This window comes from Halodesulfovibrio spirochaetisodalis, assembly GCF_001672295.1.
Lineage (GTDB): Bacteria > Desulfobacterota > Desulfovibrionia > Desulfovibrionales > Desulfovibrionaceae > Halodesulfovibrio > Halodesulfovibrio spirochaetisodalis.
In genome coordinates this window covers 1-17,828 of the sequence record NZ_JXMS01000010.1, presented here as the reverse complement: position 1 = coordinate 17,828, position 17,828 = coordinate 1, and the positions used below count along the sequence as shown (strand labels likewise).

The following is a 17,828-nucleotide window of genomic DNA, read 5'->3' as shown; positions in this document are numbered from 1 at the left end:
TATTCAACAACGATAGGAAAGCTTGAGTCAAGCAAAGTACACAAGTTAGTTATTACAAACAAGGGTGCACAATGTTCACCTGCTCAACATAATAACAGGGCTACCGTTAGAACGATAGCCCTGTCTGAAATTCTATTATGCTGGAATATTATAAGTCAAAGCGCCCTTTTTCATCCATCACAGGACACACCAGATCTACCCCGGAACGAATATGAAGATCCATCAGCGTCCGCAAGGAGTATGGTGTGTGCCTTGAAAGACGGATGATGAATGTCCGCAGAAGCGAGGACGTGGCTCGTCCTTGCAGGTAGAGACGCCGCATCCACTGCCACCGTGCCCGGTACGGGTAGCATTGTTTGACACCTGTGGCTTTTACAGCCCGATCCATCGATTCAATGGCTAAATCGCCGCGACGGATGAGTTGGAAATCAATATCCGGTACTCGCTGGCCCATATCATCACCTCGTTTTCACTAAAAAGTGGGGATTTCCCATCATATATTTCTGCCACCCGGCCACGTTAGGAACAATTATTGTTTCTTTTGCTGGAATATGTATACTGAAAGATCTAATAAGGAGAACAGGATGAAGCAAAAAAGCATGGTGTTTTTTCTGCTGTTGTGGGCAGGAACAGTTTGCTTGTCTTTAGCGGCTGTTTTGAAGCATTATTCAGCAGAAGAAGTACGTCAGTTTTTGATGAAAACAGATGGACATGTAGTTCTTCTGGATGTCCGAACCCCTGAAGAATATGAACAGGCGCATCTAACCGGATCAACATTACTTGATTACCATGATGAGGATTTTGAGCAAAATCTTGCCGCATTACCACGGGATGTTACATACATTGTCTTCTGCGCCACCGGCTATCGAAGTATCCGAACTGCCCGTATGCTTCAGGATATGGGGTATGAGGTCATACACATGGATGGCGGCATAGAAGAGTGGAAACGTTTACGATTTCCAGTGGTTGAGTAGTCAGGGCGCTTTTCTTGCCTAATACTCGGAAAGCATATACATAACCGTAAAAAGACTTGAATCTCTCTAGATTAGGAGACGTATTATATGTGTGGAATTATTGGGTATACAGGCCACAGGCCTGCTGTTCCCCTTGCTGTGAAAGGACTTAAGAGTCTTGAATATCGTGGATATGATTCCGCCGGTGTGGCTTTTGTGCAGAACAATAAGCTCACAACAGTCCGTGCGGAAGGCAAGCTCGGAAACCTCGAGTCCAAGCTTGAAACCATGAATATCTCGATAGCCACTTCCTGCATGGGACATACCCGTTGGGCAACACACGGTGCGCCGATTGAGCGCAACGCTCATCCGCATAAGTCCTGGGACGAGTCTCTTGCCATTGTTCACAACGGCATTATTGAGAACTATCAGGAACTGAAAGACCAGTTGAGCTCCAAAGGGTATGGCTTCCGTTCTGAAACTGATTCTGAAGTATTTTGTAACCTCATTGCTGAAGGGGTTAAGCAGACCGGTTCTCTTGAAAAAGGGTTAAGCTGGGCTGTTACTCAGGCGGAAGGCGCGTATTCTGTTCTTGTTATGGAAGAAAGCAACCCGAATGTTATTTACGGTGCCCGTTGTGCGTGCCCGTTTGTACTGGGTGTAGGACAGGGTGAAAACTTTGTTGCTTCCGATGTTCCAGCGTTTCTTGCATACACACGTAATGTTGTTTTCCTTGATGACGGTGAACTTGTGCGTATTGATGCAAACAGCTGGGAAGTAAAGAACGCGCGCACACTGGAACCTATTGAGAAAGAAGTACACCATATTGAATGGGATGTGCAGGCTGCGCAGAAAGATGGATACAAGCATTTTATGCTTAAAGAGATTTTTGAACAGCCGCGTGTTGTAACAGATTGTTTAGCTGGTCGCGTTGACTGGCAGAAGCAGGAAGTACTGTTACCGGAACTGGGAACCTTGCCTGTTCCGAAACGTCTGCACATTGTTGCATGTGGTACAAGTTTTAACGCAGGTATGTGGGCGCAGCATCTTTTTGAAAGCTGGGCACGTATTCCTGTTTCCATGGAAATCGCCTCTGAGTTCAGATACCGCGACGTTATCCTCGAAGAAGGGGATATGGTACTGGTTATCAGTCAGTCAGGGGAGACTGCGGATACTCTGGCAGCACTTCGTATTGCTAAAGAACAGGGTATTCCGGTTGTCGGACTGTGTAATGTGGTGGGGTCATCCATCGCACGTGAATCCAATGTCACAGTATACACACAGGCTGGCCCTGAGATTTCCGTAGCCTCTACAAAAGCAATGTGTTCCCAGATGGCTGTGCTGCTGCTTATGGGGCTTTCATGGGCTGAAAGAAAGAATCTTCTCGATGCCTCATTGCGGACTGAAATGTTTGACGGCCTTCGCAAGCTTCCTAATTTACTTGAAGCGGAATTACCGCGTATCCGCGAAGATGCGAAACGCCTTGCCCGTGAATATTCATCAGCTCGCAGCTTTTTCTTCCTTGGTCGCGGTGTAGGATACCCGCTCGCTATGGAAGGGGCTCTTAAGCTTAAAGAACTTTCCTATATTCATGCTGAAGGGTATGCCGCCGGTGAAATGAAACACGGTCCTATCGCCCTTATTGATCCCGAGTTTCCAACATTTGCCATTGCGCTGAATGACCAGTTCTTTGCCAAGGTTAAATCAAACCTCGAAGAAGTACAGGCTCGCGCCGGTGATGTTATTGCTCTTACGAACCCGAACTCGGATCTTTCTGTGAAACATAAATGGGTTCTTCCGGATGTTACCTACCCGCTTTCATCGTTTATGGTGCTTCCGGCATTACAGCTGTTCAGCTACGAATCTGCTGACTATCTTGGTAAAGACGTGGATCAACCGCGTAACCTTGCGAAGAGTGTTACTGTAGAGTAGCAGGTCAGTTTTTATTGGTAATCGGAGAGAAAAGCCTTCCTGCTTTGGTAACAAATTAAGGAAGGTTTTTTATTTATACATAATGGTTGAGAAAAACGGATAGTCTGCTGCGTTGGAACTGCGAAGGCTGCTGCGCTTTTTATAGCCTTTGCGAACAGGTGTTTTGATTTTGCCAGAACCTCGGTTTGTTACTGCATAATCAGAACGGTGCTGGCCTGTATTCTGCGTTGCCGTGTATCCGTATGGATTACATATGGGGGAAAGAGAGAGCTGTTTGACATCTAAGGAAGGAAACATGCTGCATTCAGAACCGTTATGGGCTGAAATTGATCTTTCTGCAATTCGTCACAACATACGTGAGATCAGACGGGTGGTTGGCAGCCAGAAGTCTATGCTTGTTGTTGTAAAAGGCAATGCTTACGGGCATGGAGCTATTCAGGTGGCCAACGCTGTTGTGCGTGAAGGGGTAGAGTACCTCGGCGTTGCCCGGTTAAGTGAGGCTATTGTTTTACGCAATGCGGGCATTAAGGCGCCTATTCTTATTCTTGGCTATACTCCGCCGGATTGTGCACCGCGTCTTGTTGATCTTAAACTGACGCAGACTGTGCATTCATGCGAATATGCAGATCGCCTCGCTTCTTTTTTACACTGCGCCAATGCAAAACTTACTGTTCATATCAAGATAGATACAGGTATGGGACGGTTAGGGTTATTGCCTGATTGTTCTCCGGGGCAGTCATCCATTGTGGACAGGATTGAGAGCATCAATCGCCACGGGGTGTTTGAACTGGAAGGTATCTGTACGCATTTTGCGGCAAGTGATGCTGAATGTCTGGAGAATGCCTATAAACAGCTTGCGCTGTTTACACAGACGATTGATTCATTAAAAGCCGCCGGATATGAATTCCCGCTCATTCATGCTGCTAACAGTGCAGCCATTATGACTATGCCGGAATCCCATTTCAATATGGTGCGTCCGGGGATAGTGACGTATGGTTTGTATCCGTCCGATGTTGTTGACCGGAATATCTTTGATCTTAAACCTGCCATGACCGTGAAAGCGTCATTAGTGAGTGTTAAAGAGGCGCCGTGTGGTACTACTGTAAGTTACGGGCATACACATGTGTGTGACAATGACACGCGGATAGGTGTTGTCCCTATCGGTTATGCAGACGGCTACGACCGACTTCTTTCTTCTAAAGGAATAATGCTTGTTCATGGTAAGCGTGTTCCGGTTGTCGGCAGGGTCTGCATGGATCAGACAATGATTGATCTTGGTGAAGTGGCTGGTGCTGATTGCGGCGATGAAGTTGTCATTCTTGGAACACAGGGTGAAAGCTCCATTACTGCAGACGAAACAGCACGGATGCTTGGAACCATCAATTATGAAATCGTTGCCCGCCTTATGGCTCGGGTTCGCAGGGTATATGTATAGCCCGCATGACATTTGTAAAACGAAAGCCGGAACATGCAGTGTTCCGGCTTTTTTATTTAGTGATACAAAGAAGGCTGATAACATATTGTAAAAAAGCGCATAATAGAGTGGCACTACTGTTGTGTGCAGGGCAAAATGAAATGTAAAAAAAATTTACATGAATTGGTGAACACTATTTTCTCCTAGTGAACTGCGAGATTCTTCGTGTCCAAGGTCTTCAATAAAAATTGTTAACGTACTTTATTTTTTTTAAACAATTTAGTAGTGTTGCCGCTAACAATCTCGGTTGATGTTATTGCTGAGAACAGTAGGTGTACCGTTAATTTGTAAGAGTAGACATCGGTAAATAGTTTTTTATCCAGTTAGCTAGCATGGGGCAATGTTGCTGGGGGGGAGTGTTTGGATTTTTACAGAGGATATGATGCCTTTGTATTAACCGGTAAATCGCAACTCTCTCTTTTCTGCCATGGAGTTCTTAAGTGTACGGCGATGAAGATCGGCGGAAGAACCTCCGGTGCGGGTAGAAAGAAGTAATGTAGCACCTGACTGAGCCATTCTCGCAAGTAGTCCTGCATTTCCCACAGGAAGTAGAACGGATGCAATTACGAAATGAGTCTAGCTATAACTGCTTTTGTCCGGTAGCTGTGCGTCATGGTGATAGCACTAAAGAGGGGATGTTAATTAACATCTCTGGAAATGGTGGTAGAATCTTGCTCGCAACGTCTTCAGTTACTGGTGAGGCGCAGCAGTTTGCGTTTATGGAGGATCAGAAGATCATGCTGGATATCACACAGTTTGGCGCAACGCGCTCTGTGATGATCGATGCAGTCATTAAGAGAATCGTGACAGATGACGGTGCGGTCACCCTTGGTGTCCACATGAGTCAGCGTGGAGAGCACAGAGAATTGTTCTCCGAGTTTATGCATGCCTGCTAAGGGTTGTTATACGATTTTTTACAGATTTTCTGATACAACACATTGTATTTGTAGAACCATTTTTTGACAGAAGTAGTGTCCAGTGGTGCGTACAATCTGTATGCTATTTTTTGTCAGTCTTTGTTTGAGAAAGCGTTTGCGTAACAGCAAGCGCTTTCTCTTTTGTGTGGTTCTCAATGCTGGTAGAAGCTCTGCTTCAGAAGCTTGTGCAAAGGTAAAGCCCCCTTCTGGTGAGAAAAGGGGGCTTTGAAGAGCGTTTCATAAAGAAAATTTTATGAGTGCGGCACCTGCCAGTGGTGGTGGAGCAGTGATGCTTGCGGAATCGCATCGTGTGCCTTGGATTGATTACTCAATCAGTAGTTAAGTAGGTAGTAACTCTTGAGAGCCCTGTCAACGAAAAAATACGAAAACATGAAAAAAGCCGCTATCCTGAAAGATAACGGCTTATTGTGATGATTGGTAAATTCAGATGTTGAATTATGCGCAAAGCTTAGTAGCGACTGCTGCTGCTACGCGTTCGCCGTCAATTGCGGCAGAAACGATGCCACCTGCATAGCCTGCACCTTCCCCGCATGGGAACAATCCCTGCACAGAAGGATGCTCAAGTGTCTGGCGGTCACGCAGAACGCGAACCGGTGAGCTGGTGCGGGATTCAACTGCCATCATTTTTGCTTCGTTGGAATCAAATCCCTTATATTTTTTGCCGAATACAGGCAGCGCTTTGGCCAGACGGTCAGCAACAGTGTGCGGGAGCAGCTCGTTGAGCGGCGCTGAGTACAGCCCCGGAACATAGGATGAGTCCGGCAATGAGCTGGAGAGCTTTCCTTCGATAAAGTCTCCTACACGTTGTGCAGGTGCTTTTTGGGAAACACCGTCTCCTGCTTCAAACATGGTTTTTTCTACAGCAGCCTGAAACGCAAGTGCTGCCAGAGGATCTGAAGGATCACCGCCAACATCATCAAGGCGGATTTCCACAACCAGTCCTGCGTTGGCAAACGGTGCACTGCGGCTGGACATGCTCATGCCGTTGAGCACAAGCTCGCCCGGAGCTGTGGACGCAGGGACAACGAATCCGCCAGGGCACATGCAGAACGAGAATACTCCGCGTTCTTCAACTTGCGTAGTAATGCGGTAGCTGGCCGCAGGCAGGTTTTCATGGCGTGGTGATTGGTGATAAAAAATCTGGTCAATCAATGGCTGAGGGTGCTCAATGCGCACACCCAGCGCAAACGGCTTTGCTTCAACAGGAATGTTGTTGCGAACCAGCATATGAAAAATGTCGCGGGCAGAGTGGCCTGTTGCAAGAATTACCGCATCAGCATCGATACGTTCTCCTGATGCGAGTACAGCGCCGGTCACAGTATCCCCGTTTTTTACCAGGTCTGCCACATGAGCACCGAAGTGGATTTCTCCGCCTGCTGCGAGAATAGCTTCACGCATGCTGCTCACAATACGCGGCAGCATGTTTGAACCAAGATGAGGATGCGCGTCGATGCGGATGTCTGCATCGGCACCGTTTTCAATAAACAGGTTCAGAATGCGTTTCACGTTTCCACGTTTAGTGGCGCGTGTGTAAAGCTTGCCGTCAGAATACGTTCCGGCACCGCCTTCCCCGAAGCAGTAGTTTGAGTGAGGATCAACCACACCGTCTGCCTGAATTTTCTTCAGGTCATATCTGCGTGTTGTCACATCTTTACCGCGTTCAAGGATGATCGGTTTAATCCCTTTTTCAAGAAGTGTCAGGGCGGCAAAGTATCCGGCAGGGCCGGCGCCGACAATAACAACACGCTTACCGGTCAGCTTTACCGGACAAAAAACGGAGCCACTTTCTTCTTGCGGGGCTTCTCCAAGCTGTATCTGGCATACATACTTCGGGCTTCTTGAGCGCGCATCAATAGAGCGCCGCACAATGTGCAGTTTTATTTCCCGTGTATCCGGAAGTCCTGCCTTTCGCAGGGCAGCTTTGCGTACAGCTTTCGGATTATGGATGTCGCGCGGGTCAATTTTGACCTCAACCGTTTGTTGTTCGGTTACTGGTTTCATTCGGTACTCTTTCTATGAAATGTATAGTGCTGGTTGTCGTTACAATAACGCAGCTCTCTATATAATCATCATGGTTGGTTCGTCAAAAAGGAAAGAGCGCGTGTAGCGCTCTGTAATTGTGGAGTTATTCGGATGCCTGTTTTTGCATGGCAATGTAAACATCAGTAATTGTGCGATACGTGTGCGTTGTGCCGTCCGGTAAAATTTCCGGTTGCGCAGCCAGCATGAGCCAGCATGCGTCGATACCTGCGGCGTGTGCGCCTTGTATATCTGTTGAAGGGTTGTCGCCAATCATCAGGCATTCATCCGGTTCAAGCGCAAAGTCTTCCATGATGCATTCATATGCATACCGTTCGGGTTTTCCGAACGTGCGGGGACTGTTGCCGGTCATTGCCGTAATAGCAGCGGCAATGGCTCCTGTTTCCGGTTCTTTGCCACCGTCCAGTGATGGATGCGTATTGTCGCAGTTACATGCGTAAAATGTGGCTCCGCGAAGAATACGGTTCGCACAGGCTTTTAACCGTGAAAATGAAAAGGTCAGGTCGCGTCCGAGTACGAAAATATCGGTTTCCGTGTCAGACTCAGGAGGAACAATACTATGGCCTTGTGCGCGCAAGGTTTCGATCAGGTCGTCGGTTCCGGCAACACACAAGGTGCTTTCTCCATGTGCCTCCATAATAAATCGGGCAGTGATGGATGATGCCAGATAAATGTCTTCAGGTGCAGCCGTAATTCCCATTCCGTTAAGCATCAGGTTGATGGATTCTGGTGAATGAGTTGAGTTGTTACTTAAAAATAACACGCGTTTTTTTCGTTTGCGCAAAAAATGAATAAGTTCAGGAGCACCTTCTGCAACGGTGTTTCCAAAATGGATACAGCCGTCCAGATCAAAAATATATGTCGAATAGTCAATCAATTGCGTAGGGGAAGATTTCATTAGGGTATCCGTGCAGGGGTTAATACCGCTTGATAAGAAAAACAGAATTACGGTATTGGGAATAAATTTCTTCAGAAGAGAATTCTTCTGTGATGGTAGGCATCGGAGATATACCGACTTGCGCAAACAGAAGTGCAAGTGCGGTTGACTTCTTAATATATCCGATTCCTTCAAGTTCGAGGCTGACAAGTTTGGCGCTGACAACGCCGATAGCTTTACCATGCGCGTCGAGTACAGGGCCTCCACTGTTTCCGCCGTTTATGGAAGCATTAACCTGATATTCTGTGATGTTGTTTTTAAAACCGAGGTTGGAACTGATAATGCCGTCAGACATTTTCAGGGCATTGCCTATGCGCTCCCCTTCAGGGAAACCGAGTACATAGATTTTTTCACCGGTATTGCTGATACCGCTCAACGCAACAGGGATAGGGCGGTATTTTTCAGGAAGCGGGTTTATTTTTAAGATAGCAAGATCGTTTGCCTTATCCGTAATAACCACTGCCGCGGGATGTGTTGTCCCATCGGGAAGAATCACCTCGAGTGTTTTTTTGTTTCCAGCAACATGTTCACAGGTGACAAGATACCCTCGGGAATCCACAAGCCAGCATGTACCGGATGATCTGCTAAGCGAACCTTGTACCATGCTTTTCTCAAATCCGCAGAGCACCTTGCGACGAACTTTTTGGATTGCAATGTAGCTTTCCAGTTCCTTGGCAAAGTCCTTGGCTACATATCCGGGCATGAGTGTACGGTTAAGGCCAGCGCCTTTTGCGTAGACATCATAGACAAAACCGGAAGCATGTTTGTTGCTTTTAGATCGCATTTCCACAGGTTCAATCGTCGCACGGGCTTGTCCGGCGATGATACCATAGTGGTTTATGTGGATCTGGTTTGTTCCCGGTGTTGCGGAAACCTTATCGAAGGCATTGGAAGCAGCAGCTATACCTATTTTCCATGCTTCATTCTCAGATACATCCAACACGTTTATGCAGTTACGACTCTGGTAAGTACGGGTACCAGAAATAAACTGTCGATTAGAGCATCCGCAAATGAGCGTAAGCAGTGCCAGGGTCATGCACAAGAAAACAGAACGATAGCGATAAGGCATAGTGAGACTCCGGTAGGGCGGGTGATTCTGTATGCGAATAGCGATCAGTGGTTGTTGTAAAATGGATAGACTCATATCCATTTATATAAAATAGTGGGTAAATTTGTATAGGATGTCGGAAAGAAAGTCGAAAGAAAACCTCTGCATACGAATGCAGAGGTTTTCTCAGATTGATGACAAACCCGCACATTGTGGCGTTGCTTCGAAAAACTCAAACGCCCTCATAGAACATACGATGCTTCGCCCTTGAGTTTCTCTCGCGCCTTACACTGCACAGATTTGTCTCAATCTGGGAGATAAAGAAGTCTTAAGCAGGGACTCCATATATAATGTTACGTAAGGTCGTGGCTGACTTCCACCAGACCGATTTTATACCGTTGTGCTTTGCGTACAATGGTGGACTGACTTGTTCCGAGCAATTTTGCAGCCTTATAGGTGCTTTTGCCTTCAATTAATGCTTGCTTAATGAGTTTCCGCTCAAGAGTTTCTACTTCGTCTTTCATATTGATGCGCGTTGCGCTGGACATGGCAGCCATGTTTTCATCATTTCCAGAAATGAAGTGGGGCGGAAGATAATCAGGAGTAATGAGATCCTGATCACACATGGCAACGAGGTAGACGACAGCAGCTCGGAGTTCTCGCACGTTACCCGGCCATGTGTTTTGAGAAAGTGTTGTCAGCAGATCCGGTGACAGGGTTTTACGCAGGTTGTATTTAAGATTTGCGCTGGTAAGGAAGTGCTGCACCAGAAGTGGGATATCTTCTGCACGTTCGCGTAACGGCGGGATGGAAACAATGAGAACACGCAAACGGTAGTAGAGGTCTTCCCTGAATTTGCCGGAGGCAAGGAGCTGTTCAAACGACTTGTTGGTAGCGGCAATGATTCGCACGTTCGGTTTCAGCTGTGTTGTACCGCCAACTTTCCGGTAGCCGTCTCCATCCAGAACGTGCAGCAGTTTTACCTGCATGAGCAAAGGGAGTTCCGCAACTTCATCAAGAAAGAGAGTGCCGCCGTCTGCCAGTTCGAACATACCGGCTTTACCTTTATCGGAAGCACCGGAGAACGCCCCCGGTTCATAGCCGAAGAGTTCGGCTTCAAGCAGTTCACTCGGGATAGCACCACAGTTGATGGAAATGAAGGCACCTTCTCCTCGTCCACTTTTGTTGTGGATCGTGTCCGCTGTAAGGGTCTTACCTGTACCAGTTTCCCCAAGCAGCAGCACAGGAGCATCGACCTGCGCAGCGCGCTGGATATCCTGCGAAAGTTGCAGCATGGCAGGGCTGTTGCCAAGTACACCCTCAGTTTGTCCTTTTTCCAACGTTTTAAGCTTATCTTTATATACCTGTGCTTCCAGCTCATATTTACTGAGCTTGCTTTGCAATGACTTCAGTTCACTGATGTCTCGGATACACGCAATGGCTCGCCATGCTTCACCATTTGCGTCAAAGATAGGGGTACTGGTGTTCAGGCAGCGCACACCGTTGCTGTAGTCGTCAAACATTGTTACAGAGTGACCTGCTTCAAGAGCTCGCAAGGTTACACACGTGGTTGTGTAGCCCATTTCTACCGCTTCCGAAACATGCTTGCCTATCACCCCTTCTGCCTTAATTCCGGCAATACGCTCCATCGCTTTGTTTACTCGCTGGGTAATACCGTCGCCATCAATAACCCAGATGCCGTCGTGCATGGACTCAAACAGAACATCCAGTTCCTCTTTGTGCAGCGCAGCGTTTTGGAAGCCTTCATCTGCAATGCTGTAGATAGTAACAGCACGAAACTTGGTTGAGTCATCAATCCAGTGCCAGGTGACCCCGTAGTTAACATTGTGAATTTTTACAAAAATTGTTCCTCCTTCTGGCATATTTGTAAGTTGCAAAAGGTCCGCAGGAAGTGCGTACTGTTGCATGTGATTCAAAAATGACTTAGGAGTCTCAGTTTGTGAAAAAGTAGGGAAAAGTGTACGTAGGTTGTTAGTAAATTTTTCTATAACCCACTCTTCTCCTTTACAAAGTACGGTTGAGAAAAAATTCTCATTTGGCGAGTTGGAAAGAGTTGTTCGAGATGTTGGCATTGGGTCCCTCATTTCTAGTTAATGCATTTCTGCATCGTTTTTTCAGAAAATTTATACATCTCATTAAGTTTTTTTTAAAAGCAATGCAAGAATGACTTGCCTGTTAGATGGTGTTCATCGGGCGTTCAGTAAAAATCCTTATAATGCGAGAGGTTGTGTAAAATGTGATTATTGGCACAAGGCTTGCTCTAAGAGAAGTGTTGCAAAGCAGTAGAATGAACTTCGTGGGACAGGTTACATACTACTCTATAGGTTTGACGTATCTTATTACGTCAAAAAAAGTGAGATTATGCAGCGTTACGCTGCTGCCGAAAGGTTTTGGAGGGCAAAACTACATGGCTGAAACACAGACTACATTAAAAAAGACAATTAAGCCTAGTCAGGCTTGGGCGTTAGCGCTTGGCGCAATTTTGGGTTGGGGCGCGTTTGTACTGCCTGCATTACGATTTTTGCCTACAGCGGGGCCACTTGCTTCATGCATCGGTTTCGCACTCGGCGGAATTATGCTTCTGTTTGTTGCCATGAGCTATGGTGACATGATTGGCAAGTACCCAGTAGCTGGTGGCGAATTTGTATTTGCATATGTCGGATTCGGCCCTACAGCGGCATTTATATGCGGCTGGGCATTAGCGCTTGGTTATATTTGTATTATTGCACTTAACGCGTCAGCGCTTGCGCTGCTCTTTAGATTCCTCCTTCCAGGGGTATTTGAAGTTGGATATCTGTACACAATCGTGGGTTGGGATGTTTACGCCGGCGAACTGGCAATGCTTGTTGCTATCCTCGTAGGCTGTGGCTGGATCAACTACCGCGGTGCGGATCTTGTTGGTAAGATTCAGGTTTTCTTGGCAATTGCACTCGTGGGCGGCGTTTTCGCGCTCTTCGCCGGTACAACAATGCACGAAACCTCTTCACTTTCCAACTTGTTCCCTCTGTACGCAGAAGGACGCAGTCCTATGGCATCTATCATGGCAATCGTAGCTATTGCACCTTGGCTCTACGTTGGCTTTGATACCATTCCACAGGCTGCTGAAGAATTTGATTTTCCGCATGAGATGGCAACTAAACTGATGGTGACAGCAATCATCTGTGGTGTAGTTCTCTACTCAATGGTTACTCTCGCTGTAGCCGGTCTCATGCCTTACAAAGAACTTTTAGCTCTGGATGTACCTTGGGCTACGGGCCATGTTGCTCACATTTCCCTTGGTAAAGCAGGTAGTGTGATTCTCGCAATCGCAGTATCCGCAGCGATCTTCACCGGCATTAACGGCTTCTTTATCGCATCTTCCCGACTGCTCTTCAGCATCGGCCGCGCAAGAATCCTCCCTGCATGGTTCGGAGACATTCATCCACAGCACGGTACTCCGCATAAATCCATTGTGTTTGTAACCCTGCTTACCATCATCGCACCGTTCTTCGGTCGTGAGGTACTCAACTGGGTAGTAGACATGTCCGCGGTTGGTACTGTTATTGGTTACCTCTTTACCTGCCTTGCTGCATACAAAGTTGCTGTAGCGTTCCGCAGTGAAGAGACAACCTCTAAGAAGATTATTTTTGCGGCGATTGGCTCTGTGAGCTCTATCATCTGTATCCTGCTTCTTACCGTTCCTGGTTCCCCTGGTTCCATCGGTACTGAATCCTGGGTTGCGCTGGTACTCTGGACCCTTCTCGGCGCGTTTTTCTACAAAATGAAAATGAGCGAATTCAAAGGCCTTGATCTTAAGACACAGCGTTCACTGATGATGGGCGGCGTAGATCTTCCGGTATTCTTCAAAAAATAGAAGAATCATAATTTCAAGGTACTAAACAAATAAAAAGGATAGAAAGTGATGCATCACACATTCCATTCAGTAAGCAAAACTGTACACGGCGTAGGTTCTATTGCACAGGCTGGCGACGAAGTTAAAAACCTCGGTGGTAAACGTGCAATTATCGTAACTGACCCGGGTCTTGCTTCTCTCGGCCTTCACAAGCCGGTAGAAGAGGCTCTCGAAGCTGCAGGTGTTGAGTTTGTTCTCTACGCAAAAGCAGAACTCGAGCCAAATGCTGACTCTATCCAGGATTGCGCCAGCGCAGCAACCGAATTCAAAGCTGACGTTATGATCGGTTTCGGTGGCGGTAGTGCACTCGATACTGCAAAAGCAGCTTCTGTTCTCGCAGTACACGAAGGTCCTATCTCCAAGTACTTCGGCGTAAACGTTGTTCCTGGTCCATGTATGCCGATGATCGCAGTTCCTACTACTGCGGGTACCGGTTCTGAAATGACTTCCATTTCCGTACTGACCAACAACGAAACTGGTGCCAAAATGGGTGTTGTGAGTGATTACCTGTACGCGAACACAGTAATCCTTGATCCAGCAATCACAACTGGTCTTCCAGCTCACGTTACCGCAATGACAGGTGTAGACGCATTTGTTCACGCTATGGAATCTTTCGTAGGTCTGCGTGCTACTCCATTTACCGATGCTCAGAACCTTGCAGCTATGAAGATGATCGCAGCGAACATCCGCAAAGCTTACACCAACGGTTCCAACCTCGAAGCACGTGAAGCAATGCTTTACGGTTCCGCTCTCGCAGGTCTCGGCTTCGGTAACACTCAGAACGGTGTTATCCACGCAGTAGGTACCTCTGTTCCTGCAAAATACAAACTGCCTCACGGCCTTTTGATGGCATGTTTCGCACCAGTTGGTATTAGCTTCAACTACATGGCTAACCCTGAGAAATATGCAATCGTAGCTGACATCCTGAACGGCGAAGAAACTTTCGGTCCTGTTCTTGAGCGTGCAGAAGGTTGTGCAGACGCATTCATCGCAATGCTCGAAGACCTCGACATTAAAGTTGGTCTCGCTCCTTACGGTGTGCAGGAATCTGATCTCGAGGGTATCGCTACCCGTGCAATGGCTGCAAAACGTCTTATGGACAACAACCCGCGCCAGTGTACTGAGAAGCAGCTTCTCGACCACTTACAGAAAACGTTTTAGCGCATAGGGGCCCCCTTAGCAGCGCCGGAGCCGTTATCACCGTCGCGACTAAGGGGTTCCCCCTCCTAAAAGCTGACTATATATTTTATTATTATACTTTGATTTTAGTAGAAGGGTAAAAAAATGAGCAATGCAGAAGTAACAAACGCTGTACAGCAGAATAAAGAAAATGTTTGGCACCACCTCACCCAGCACAAAGCTTTCGATGGCGATGCAAGCCCGATGGTTGTTGTTGAAGGTAAAGGCATGCGTATCAAAGATGCAAACGGTAATGAGTTCCTCGACGCTGTTTCCGGTGGCGTATGGACTGTTAACGTAGGCTACGGTCGTGAAGAAATTGCTAAAGCAGTTTACGAACAGCTGAAAACTCTTTGTTACTTCGCTGGTACTGCCGGCAGCATTCCTGGTGCTCAGTTCGCTGACGCTCTCATTGACAAAATGCCTGGTATGGGCCGTGTGTACTACTCAAACTCCGGTTCCGAAGCTAACGAAAAAGCATACAAAATTGTACGTCAGCTTGCACACCTCAAAGGTGACGGCTCTAAACACAAAATTATTTTCCGTGACCGCGACTACCACGGTACTACCATTGGTGCACTTTCCTCCACTGGTCAGTTCGAGCGTAAAAACCAGTACGGTCCGTTTGCACCTGGCTTTATCGAGCTTGCAAACTGTAACTGTTACCGCTGTCCGTTCGGTAAAGAATACGGCAGCTGTGGCATTGAATGTGCTCACGCTCTTGAGACTCTCATCCAGAATGAAGGTCCTGAAACCGTTGGTGGCGTTGTTCTCGAACCAATCACCGCTGGTGGTGGCGTAATCGTACCTGTTCCTGAGTACTTCCCAATCATTCGTCAGATCTGTGACAAGTACGATGTACTTCTCCACATCGACGAAGTTGTATGTGGTCTTGGTCGTACAGGTAAATGGTTCGGCTACCAGCACTTTGACTTCACCCCAGACATGGTAACCATGGCTAAAGGTGTTGCATCCGGTTACGCAGGCATTTCCTGTACTGTAACTACTGATAAAGTTTTTGAGCAGTTCAAAGCAGATCCTTCCGATCGCATGCACTACTTCCGCGATATCTCCACTTTCGGTGGTTGTACCGCAGGTCCAGCAGCTGCACTTGCAAACATGGAAATCATCCAGAGAGAAAACCTTCTCGAAAACGTTGTTAAAATGGGTGACTACTTCCAGGATCGTCTCTTTGAACTGAAAGACAAGTACTCCATCATCGGCGATGTTCGCGGTAAAGGCCTCTTCCAGGGTCTGGAACTCGTTAAAGATCGTGCTACTAAAGAGCCTGTTGAAGAATCTGTTGCAGCAGCTGTTGCAGGCGGTTGTGCAAAAGAAGGCGTTATCATCGGTCGTACCAACCGTTCCTTCAAAGAATTCAACAACACTCTTTGCTTCAGCCCTGCACTGATTGCTGGCAAATCTGAAATTGATGAAATTATTGATGCACTTGATAAATCCTTTGCATCTGTTTCTGCATAAGTAAAATAATTCGATATTCTTAGGAGATAAGACAATGATCGTAGGCGTACTTAAAGAAATTAAAGTTAAAGAAAACCGTGTTTGTATGACTCCAGCTGGCGTTACCACTATGGTATCCCGTGGTCACGAAGTTCTCGTTGAGAAAAATGCTGGTGTTGGCTCCGGTTTCGCTGACGAAGAATACGTAGCAGCAGGTGCAACCATCATCGATACTCCGCAGGAAATCTGCGACAAAGCTGAAATGGTAATGCACGTTAAAGAACCTCAGCCTTCCGAATACGGCATGCTCCGTAAAGGCCAGATCCTCTTTACTTACCTCCACCTTGCAGCTGACGAGCCACAGACCAAAGGTCTCATGGAATCCGGCGCTACTTGTATCGCATACGAAACCGTTCAGAAAGCTGACCGTTCCCTCCCGCTTCTTACTCCTATGTCTGAAGTTGCTGGCCGTATGGCTATTCAGCAGGGTGCTAAAGCTCTCGAAAAAACCAACGGTGGCCTCGGTAAACTCCTCGGCGGCGTTCCTGGTGTAGCACCAGCTAAAGTTATGGTTATCGGTGGCGGTGTTGTAGGTGTTCAGGCTGCTAAAATGGCTTGTGGCCTCGGCGCACAGGTTTACCTCATGGACATCAACCTTGATCGTCTCCGTTACCTCGCTGACGTAATGCCTGCTAACTGCACAACTCTCATGTCTTCTAAAGGTGCAATCCAGGAACTCCTTCCAGAAATGGATATGGTTGTTGGTGCTGTACTTATCCCAGGTGCTAAAGCTCCTGCAGTTATCACTCGTGAAGACCTCAAACTCATGAAGAAAGGTTCTGCACTCGTTGACGTTGCTATCGACCAGGGTGGTTGCTTCGAAACTTCTAAAGCTACTACTCATGAGAACCCAACTTACGAAGTAGAAGGCGTTGTTCACTACTGCGTAGCTAACATCCCTGGTGCTGTTCCTATGACTTCCACCATGGCTCTTACTAACGCAACTCTTCCTTACGCTCTCGAAATCGCTGACAAAGGCTGGAAAAAAGCTTGTCAGGAAAACGAAGAGATCAAACTCGGTCTTAACGTTCACGAAGGCAAACTCACATACAAAGCTGTTTGCGACGCATTCGGCCTTGAATACACCCCTGTTGAAGACGTATTATAAGTTTGATTGTCAATCCGCTTTCGGCTCAGCATAACTCTTATATCCGGAAGTGAATGACAAGTAAGGATAACTCCTTGCAAGCGTATATACGCGTCTAAGTAGCACAAGCTATTTGGGTCATATAAGCAGCAGCATGATTTCATGCTGCTGCTTTTTTAGTTATGCACTGTAATGATTGACACTATTAGAAATTGAAGCTGGACGAACTGCAAGGCTCCCTGCTATAGATAAGCAAATAGTTACATTTTATAAAACGTTTTCAAAAGAAATTAGCATGTTACTGTGAGCGCTCACGAGCGAGGAAAAGAGTGTTTTTGGGTAAAAACCTATTGCTGTTTTTTGTTTTTTAAGTGAGTTTTTACTTGTCTAACATGTTGATTTTTTGTTTTTATTTTTGCATAAAAGCACGCTTGATTCGAGGGTGAGTTTTTTTCTGTTCTAGTGTATTGCTGCGAGGAATGTGAAATAGTCCTTTGGCTACTACAGTTTTTTTGATTTCGCAGAATAGTATATTTCAAACCGCCTGCTTTTAGCATAGGGCAGCCGGGAACCACGTGATGAGATGCTTTGCATCGTTGTCGCAATGGTAAACAAGATAAGGAAGCGGCAAAGGCATGTAGGGTGCTTTTGTAGCCACTCTGGGTAGGGTTGGTTGGTACAGTGTGGGCTGTACCTGTATCGCTGATGCGTCCGCTGGGTTGGACTGCATATCCTTGTGGAAGGGAGTAGAAGGGCGTTTCTACTCCCTTCATTGTTTTCCATATATAAGCCCCCTGCATGCTTTG

General features: G+C 46.9%; 15 protein-coding genes. 8 read left to right on the top strand and 7 right to left on the bottom strand.

The annotated features are described in order from the left end of the window. Positions 1–148: 148 nt before the first annotated feature. On the bottom strand, positions 149–454 hold the full coding sequence (locus SP90_RS07295) for a hypothetical protein (RefSeq protein ID WP_066854108.1): 306 nt from the start codon (positions 452–454) through the stop codon (positions 149–151). A gap of 130 nt (positions 455–584) precedes the next feature. Here SP90_RS07295 and SP90_RS07290 point away from each other — a divergent pair, with 130 nt between their 5' ends. From SP90_RS07290 to alr, 3 genes are all read left to right on the top strand, one after another. Then, on the top strand, positions 585–974 hold the full coding sequence (locus SP90_RS07290) for a rhodanese-like domain-containing protein (protein ID WP_066854106.1): 390 nt from the start codon (positions 585–587) through the stop codon (positions 972–974). A gap of 87 nt (positions 975–1,061) precedes the next feature. Beyond that, entirely contained in the window at positions 1,062–2,885 is a 1,824-nt protein-coding gene (glmS, locus tag SP90_RS07285; RefSeq protein ID WP_066854104.1) for a glutamine--fructose-6-phosphate transaminase (isomerizing), read from the top strand. Between the two features lie 295 nt (positions 2,886–3,180). Further along, the gene (gene alr / locus SP90_RS07275; protein WP_066854100.1) at positions 3,181–4,320 is read left to right on the top strand and encodes an alanine racemase; all 1,140 of its coding nucleotides are present in this window, start codon (positions 3,181–3,183) and stop codon (positions 4,318–4,320) included. 432 nt (positions 4,321–4,752) lie between these two features. Here alr and SP90_RS16875 read toward each other — a convergent pair whose 3' ends face one another. Next, complete coding sequence (locus SP90_RS16875) at positions 4,753–4,875, bottom strand: hypothetical protein (RefSeq protein ID WP_269449354.1); 123 nt, start codon at positions 4,873–4,875, stop codon at positions 4,753–4,755. 41 nt (positions 4,876–4,916) lie between these two features. Between SP90_RS16875 and SP90_RS07270 the strand changes: the two genes are divergently transcribed. Beyond that, the gene (locus tag SP90_RS07270) at positions 4,917–5,255 is read left to right on the top strand and encodes a PilZ domain-containing protein (RefSeq protein ID WP_066854098.1); all 339 of its coding nucleotides are present in this window, start codon (positions 4,917–4,919) and stop codon (positions 5,253–5,255) included. Positions 5,256–5,732: 477 nt separating this feature from the next. Here the strand turns inward: SP90_RS07270 and SP90_RS07265 are convergent, their stop codons facing one another. The 4 genes from SP90_RS07265 to SP90_RS07250 form a co-directional block, all read right to left on the bottom strand. Next, on the bottom strand, positions 5,733–7,298 hold the full coding sequence (locus SP90_RS07265; protein ID WP_066854096.1) for an NAD(P)/FAD-dependent oxidoreductase: 1,566 nt from the start codon (positions 7,296–7,298) through the stop codon (positions 5,733–5,735). A gap of 124 nt (positions 7,299–7,422) precedes the next feature. Further along, entirely contained in the window at positions 7,423–8,235 is an 813-nt protein-coding gene (locus tag SP90_RS07260) for an HAD-IIA family hydrolase (protein WP_066854094.1), read from the bottom strand. Between the two features lie 19 nt (positions 8,236–8,254). After that, on the bottom strand, positions 8,255–9,343 hold the full coding sequence (locus SP90_RS07255; protein ID WP_066854092.1) for a S1 family peptidase: 1,089 nt from the start codon (positions 9,341–9,343) through the stop codon (positions 8,255–8,257). A 332-nt stretch (positions 9,344–9,675) separates the two neighbouring features. After that, a complete protein-coding gene (locus tag SP90_RS07250) occupies positions 9,676–11,415 on the bottom strand; it encodes a sigma-54 interaction domain-containing protein (protein WP_066854090.1) in 1,740 nt (579 codons plus the stop codon). A gap of 335 nt (positions 11,416–11,750) precedes the next feature. Here SP90_RS07250 and SP90_RS07245 point away from each other — a divergent pair, with 335 nt between their 5' ends. From SP90_RS07245 to ald, 4 genes are all read left to right on the top strand, one after another. Further along, positions 11,751–13,196, top strand: coding sequence for an APC family permease (locus SP90_RS07245; protein WP_066854265.1), 1,446 nt, complete (start codon positions 11,751–11,753; stop codon positions 13,194–13,196). A 48-nt stretch (positions 13,197–13,244) separates the two neighbouring features. After that, positions 13,245–14,396 (top strand): sulfoacetaldehyde reductase, encoded by a 1,152-nt coding sequence (gene sarD, locus SP90_RS07240; RefSeq protein ID WP_066854088.1) that lies wholly within the window; start codon positions 13,245–13,247, stop codon positions 14,394–14,396. A gap of 123 nt (positions 14,397–14,519) precedes the next feature. Beyond that, entirely contained in the window at positions 14,520–15,896 is a 1,377-nt protein-coding gene (locus tag SP90_RS07235) for an aminotransferase family protein (RefSeq protein WP_066854086.1), read from the top strand. A gap of 34 nt (positions 15,897–15,930) precedes the next feature. After that, positions 15,931–17,043 carry an alanine dehydrogenase gene (ald, locus tag SP90_RS07230; protein ID WP_066854084.1) on the top strand — a complete coding sequence of 371 codons (1,113 nt, stop codon included), beginning with the start codon at positions 15,931–15,933 and terminating at the stop codon, positions 17,041–17,043. Positions 17,044–17,369: 326 nt separating this feature from the next. On the opposite strand, the gene SP90_RS16800 is transcribed toward ald, so the two are convergent. Further along, positions 17,370–17,828 (bottom strand): hypothetical protein (locus SP90_RS16800; protein ID WP_231895544.1); only part of this gene is annotated, 459 nt, incomplete at its 5' end.